Source organism: Streptomyces sp. NPDC059524, assembly GCF_042749255.1.
GTDB lineage: Bacteria > Actinomycetota > Actinomycetes > Streptomycetales > Streptomycetaceae > Streptomyces > Streptomyces xanthii.
On sequence record NZ_JBHYTK010000044.1, the window covers coordinates 1 to 5,589 of the forward strand.

4 protein-coding genes are annotated in these 5,589 nt (G+C 70.0%); all 4 read right to left on the reverse strand.

The annotated features are described in order from the left end of the window. Window positions 1-126: 126 nt before the first annotated feature. The 4 genes from ACFW9D_RS15120 to ACFW9D_RS15135 all read right to left on the reverse strand — a co-directional run bounded on the left by ACFW9D_RS15120 (window position 127) and on the right by ACFW9D_RS15135 (window position 5,363). Window positions 127-324: a hypothetical protein gene (locus tag ACFW9D_RS15120; protein ID WP_188338232.1), complete on the reverse strand. Its 198-nt coding sequence runs from the start codon at window positions 322-324 to the stop codon at window positions 127-129. A 111-nt stretch (window positions 325-435) separates the two neighbouring features. Next, entirely contained in the window at window positions 436-1,968 is a 1,533-nt protein-coding gene (locus ACFW9D_RS15125; RefSeq protein ID WP_188338231.1) for a methyltransferase, read from the reverse strand. Between the two features lie 180 nt (window positions 1,969-2,148). Continuing rightward, window positions 2,149-2,742 carry a small secreted protein gene (locus ACFW9D_RS15130; RefSeq protein ID WP_188338230.1) on the reverse strand — a complete coding sequence of 198 codons (594 nt, stop codon included), beginning with the start codon at window positions 2,740-2,742 and terminating at the stop codon, window positions 2,149-2,151. Between the two features lie 227 nt (window positions 2,743-2,969). Further along, entirely contained in the window at window positions 2,970-5,363 is a 2,394-nt protein-coding gene (locus tag ACFW9D_RS15135; RefSeq protein ID WP_188338229.1) for a sodium-translocating pyrophosphatase, read from the reverse strand. Window positions 5,364-5,589 lie beyond the last annotated feature (226 nt).

Sequence of the window (5,589 nt, forward strand, 5' to 3'; positions counted from 1 at the left end):
CCCCGGTACCGACCGGGGCGGGCGTCCTCGTGTTCTCCGTACCTGTGCGGCCGGTTCTCCGTACCTGTGCGGCTGGGATCTCCGTACCTGTGCGGCCGGGTTCTCCGTACCTGTGCGGGCGGCCGCTCAGACCCGCGTGAAGCACCACGTCGCGGCCAGCACGGCGAGCAGTCCGGCGCTGCCGGTGAGCACCGCCGCGGCGACCGGACGCACTCCTTCCGCGACCGGTTCGCCCTGTGCGGACCGCACCCCCGTCCACAGCAGCAGTCCCGCCCCGAACAGCGCGAACACGGCACCCGCGAACACCGCAGGCGTACTCTCCATCGCCTTTGCCTCCCCCGGCAGTCGGTACCGCTTCGGGTACCCAGGGCCGCGAGGCTGGCACGCACGGGGGAACCCCGGGTGAACTCCCGTACAGCGCGGGGCGAAGTCCGGCTAGCCGGCGAGTGCCACCGGCTCCAGGAAGCCCTGCTCGACGAGGGTGCGGATCTGCGCGGGCGTACGGTCGCGCAGCAACACGGGCTCCTCGCCCATCAGTTGCGCGATGGCGTCCAGGATCCGGCCGGCGCTCAGCGTCCCGTCGCACACACCCGCGAACCCGGCGCCCACCGTGTCCACCTTCGTGGCCCGGCGCATCCCGCGTCCCTGGCGCAGCACGACGTGCTCCGGGTCCTCGGCGCCGGGCAGCCCGACCTGCTCCTGCACGACCTCGCCGGACAGCTTGAACGCCGATTCCAGCAGCGCCGCGTCGTCGTTCGCCCGCAGCCAGTCGACCCGCGCGAAGTGGGCGCGCACGGTGTCGCCGAGCGGCTGCTCGACGGGGTGCGGCCACTCCTCGACGGTGATCGACGGCTCCTCGGCGGCGGCCGCGCTCTTCCTGAGCGTGATCCAGCCGAAGCCGACGGAGCGCACACCGGCGTCCTCGAACGCGTCGAGCCACGCGTCGTAGCGCGCCGCGTACTCGGCCGGGTCGGTGCGGTGGTCACCGGCGTCGCGCAGCCACAGCTCGGCGTACTGCGTGATGTCCTGCACCTCGCGCTGCACCACCCAGGCGTCGCAGCCGCGCGGCACCCACGAGCGCAGCCGCTCCTGCCACTCCTCGCCGTCCACGTGCTGCCAGTTGGCCAGGAACTGGGCGTACCCCCCTTCGTTCAGCCGCTCCCCCGCCTGCTGAACGAGCGTGCGGCACAGATCGTCCCCGCTCATCCCGCCGTCCCGGTACGTGAGCCGGGCGCCGGGCGAGATGACGAACGGCGGGTTCGACACGATCAGGTCGTACGTCGCCTCGCCGACCGGCTCGTACAGGGAGCCCTCGGAGAGTTCGGCGGCCGGGACCCCGCTCAGCGCGAGGGTGAGCGCGGTGATGTGCAGCGCCCGCGCGTTGAGGTCGGTGGCGGTGACCCGGGTGGCGTGCCGGGAGGCGTGCAGCGCCTGGATGCCGGAGCCGGTGCCGAGGTCCAGGGCGGAGTCGACCGGGGTGCGCACGGTGATGCCGGCGAGCGTGGTGGACGCGCCGCCGACACCGAGCACGACGCCCTCCTCTCGGCTGCCGATGCCGCCGGCTCCGCCGACCGCGCAGCCGAGGTCGGAGACGATGAACCAGTCCTCGCCGTCCGGGCCGCCGTAGGGGCGCACGTCGACGGTCGCCGCGACCTCGGCGCCGTCGGTCTCGCGCAGCCAGCCGCTCGCCACGCACGCGTCGAGCGGCAGCACGTCCGCCAGGCGGGCACGCGGCACGGGCTGCTGGAGCAGGAAGAGGCGGACGAGCGCCTCCAGGGGGCTCTCGCCGCGGGTCGCCCGCAGCGCGGGCACGGTCTCGCTGCGCGCGAGCGCCGCGTACGCGGGCGCCCCGAGCAGGTCGAGCAGCCCGTCGGCGGTGAACTCGGCTTTGAGCAGCGCGTCGCGCAGGGCGAGCGCGACGTCGGAACGGTCGGCGGCGGGCAGGTTGTCCAGGCTGGTACGACTCACGCTCCCATTGTGACCCGGGAACGGCCGCGCCCCCGGTGCGCGGGGGCACCGGGGGCGTCGTGAGGCGTGTGGGGCCGGTGGGGCGGCCCGGAACTCATGGGCTCAGGAACTGAGAAGCCCAGAAGGTCAGGAGCTCAGAACCTCAGGAGCCCAGAAGCCCAGAAGCCCAGAAGCAGGAACTCAGGAGTTCTTGGAGGCGGACGGCGTCGCGGCCGTGCTCTTGCAGCCTTCCTGCTTCTCCATGGCCTTGCCGACCTCGCCCTCCTGCAGCTCGGCGACGGCGTTGTCGCCGTTCTGGCTGAGCTTCGTCAGGCCTTCGCCGATGCCTTCCAGGCCCTTGGCGAACGCGGCCTGGTCACCGGTGTCGAGCGCGTCGACCTTCTTCTTCAGGTCCGCGTAGCCCGTGGAGAGGGCGTCGAGCTCCTTGACGGCGTTCTGCTGCTTCTTCTTGCCGTCGTCGACCGGCGGCGGGCCGGCCTTCTCGACCGCGTCGGCGATGTCGCCGTACGCGTCGGAGAGGTCCTGGAACGCCTTGGAGTCGGCCTTCTGCACCTCCTCCGGCTTGCTGTTCTCCGAGCTGACCTTCTGGATCGAGTCATTGGCGGCCTGGATCTTCTTCGCCGGTGCCACCCGGGCGTCACAGACCTGCTTGGCCCAGGAGTTCAGTTCCTCGTTGCTGTCGTCGCCGCTGCAGCCCGACAGCGCCAGTACCAGTACCGCACCGCCGGACAGTGCGGCCGCGAGCTTCTTGTTCACCGGATTGGTCCCTTCCATGGCTCTCGGCCCCGGAACTTACACGCCAAGTACACGACCATCGCACGCGAGGCGTTAGATATGACCAGTTTCTTCCCCTTTAGGGGCCATTTGCATCAAGGGAGAGAAGGCTCACGGGACACGAAACGGCAAACCCGGGACACGCGAGAGGCGGACGGCCCGTCAATCCGGGCCGCCCGCCTCCGTGTTGACCGCGCACGCACGGTCTTCGGCACGCTCCTAGGGCATTACGGCACCACCGCCGGATCCACCGGATCCGCCTGCTTGGCGGCCGGTCCGGCGTCGTCCCCGTCGTCGTCGACCGCGATGCCGCGCCGCTTGGAGACGTAGACCGCGCCGACGATGACGACGAGCGCCAGCACCGCGACCAGGACCCGTACGCCGACGCTCGCGTCGTCCCCGAAGCTGAACTTGACGATCGCGGGCGCGATGAGCAGCGAGACCAGGTTCATGACCTTCAGGAGCGGGTTGATCGCCGGACCCGCCGTGTCCTTGAACGGGTCGCCGACCGTGTCGCCGATGACCGTGGCGGCGTGGGCCTCGCTGCCCTTGCCGCCGTGGTGGCCGTCCTCGACGAGCTTCTTCGCGTTGTCCCAGGCGCCGCCCGAGTTGGCGAGGAAGACGGCCATCAGCGTGCCGGTGCCGATGGCGCCCGCCAGATACGCGCCGAGCGCGCCGACGCCGAGGGTGAAGCCGACCGCGATCGGCGCCATGACGGCGAGCAGTCCGGGCGTGGCGAGTTCGCGCAGGGCGTCCTTGGTGCAGATGTCGACGACCCGCCCGTACTCCGGCGTCTCCGTGTGGTCCATGATCCCGGGGTGCTCGCGGAACTGCCGCCGCACCTCGTAGACCACGGAACCGGCCGACCGCGACACGGCGTTGATCGCGAGCCCCGAGAACAGGAACACGACGGCGGCGCCGACGATGAGCCCGACCAGGTTGTTGGGCTGCGAGATGTCCATGTTCAGGTTCATCGGCCCGGCGTCGCCGACCTTCTCGCCGACGTCGTGGGCCGCCGAGAGGATCGCGTCCCGGTACGAGCCGAACAGCGCGGCCGCCGCGAGCACGGCCGTGGCGATCGCGATGCCCTTGGTGATCGCCTTGGTCGTGTTGCCGACGGCGTCCAGGTCGGTGAGCACCTGCGCGCCCGTGCCCTCGACGTCGCCGGACATCTCGGCGATGCCCTGCGCGTTGTCGGAGACCGGACCGAAGGTGTCCATCGCGACGATGACGCCGACCGTGGTCAGCAGCCCGGTGCCGGCCAGCGCCACGGCGAACAGCGCCAGCATGATCGACGTGCCGCCGAGCAGGAACGCGCCGTAGACGCCGAGGCCGATCAGCACCGCCGTGTAGACGGCCGACTCGAGCCCGATCGAGATGCCGGCGAGCACCACGGTCGCGGGCCCGGTCAGCGAGGTCTTCCCGATGTCCCGCACGGGCCGCCGGGTCGTCTCGGTGAAGTACCCGGTGAGCTGCTGGATCAGCGCGGCGAGCACGATGCCGATGGCCACGGCGACGATCGCGAGGATCCGCGGGTCGCCGGACTTGCCGGTGACCTCCCCGATCGCCCCGTCGAGCTCCGCGTACGAGCCCGGCAGGTACGCGAAGACGGCCGCGGCGACGAGGACGAGCGAGATCACGGCCGACACGAAGAAGCCCCGGTTGATGGCGCTCATCCCGGACCGGTCGCTCGCGCGGGGCGCCACGGCGAAGATGCCGATCATGGCCGTGACGACGCCGATCGCGGGCACGATCAGCGGGAAGGCGAGCCCCGCGTCACCGAAGGCCGCTTTTCCCAGGATCAGTGCCGCCACCAGAGTGACGGCGTACGACTCGAAGAGGTCGGCGGCCATCCCGGCGCAGTCTCCGACGTTGTCGCCCACGTTGTCGGCGATGGTCGCGGCATTGCGCGGATCGTCCTCCGGAATGCCCTGCTCGACCTTGCCGACCAGGTCGGCGCCGACGTCGGCGGCCTTGGTGAAGATGCCGCCGCCGACACGCATGAACATGGCGATCAGCGCGGCCCCGAGCCCGAATCCCTCCAGCACCTTGGGCGCGTCGGCCGCGTAGACCAGCACGACGCAGGAGGCACCGAGCAGGCCGAGCCCCACGGTGAACATGCCGACGACGCCGCCCGTACGGAAAGCGATCTTCATCGCTTTGTGCGAGGCGAGCGTGGGATCCTTTCCCGATTTCTCTCCCCCCGCGGCCGCTTCCCGGGCCGCGGCGGCGACGCGCACATTGCTGCGCACCGCGAGCCACATTCCGATATAGCCGGTGGTCGCGGAGAACACGGCGCCGATCAAGAAGAACACCGAACGCCCGGCGCGCTGATTCCAGTCGTCCGCCGGAAGCAGCATGAGCAGGAAGAAGACGACGACCGCGAACACGGCCAGGGTGCGCAGCTGCCGGCCCAGATAGGCCTTCGCGCCTTCCTGGACCGCACCGGCGATCTTCTTCATGGAATCCGTGCCCTCGCCCGCCGCGAGCACCTGGCGCACCAGGACTCCGGCCAGAGCGAGCGCCGCGAGCGCGACGACGGCGATGACGATCACGATCAGACGATTGCCGTCCGTCAGGTCCGCGGCCGCGAGATGTGAGGGGATGGAAGGCTCCGCCATTCGTCCTCCTTGACGCTTGGACTGAGCTCAAGACGTGGACGGATTGTAGGGAGAGGAACCTGATCAAAACAGTACGCGGGAAAAGATGAGATCGTCGACCCGGAGAGAAGCCGATAATGCCTCCAAGGCATTATCTGCCCCCGATAGAGTACAAGAAAATAAAATATCCCGCAAGAGTTTCTCAAGATAAATGACGGGGGTAATTAAGCGGGGTAATATGCCGGGA

Excerpts from the sequence above, each read along its gene's own strand:
- ACFW9D_RS15120 (WP_188338232.1), bottom strand. The coding sequence starts at position 324 with ATGGAGAGTACGCCTGCGGTGTTCGCGGGTGCCGTGTTCGCGCTGTTC.
- ACFW9D_RS15130 (WP_188338230.1), bottom strand. The coding sequence starts at position 2,742 with ATGGAAGGGACCAATCCGGTGAACAAGAAGCTCGCGGCCGCACTGTCC.
- ACFW9D_RS15135 (WP_188338229.1), bottom strand. The coding sequence starts at position 5,363 with ATGGCGGAGCCTTCCATCCCCTCACATCTCGCGGCCGCGGACCTGACG.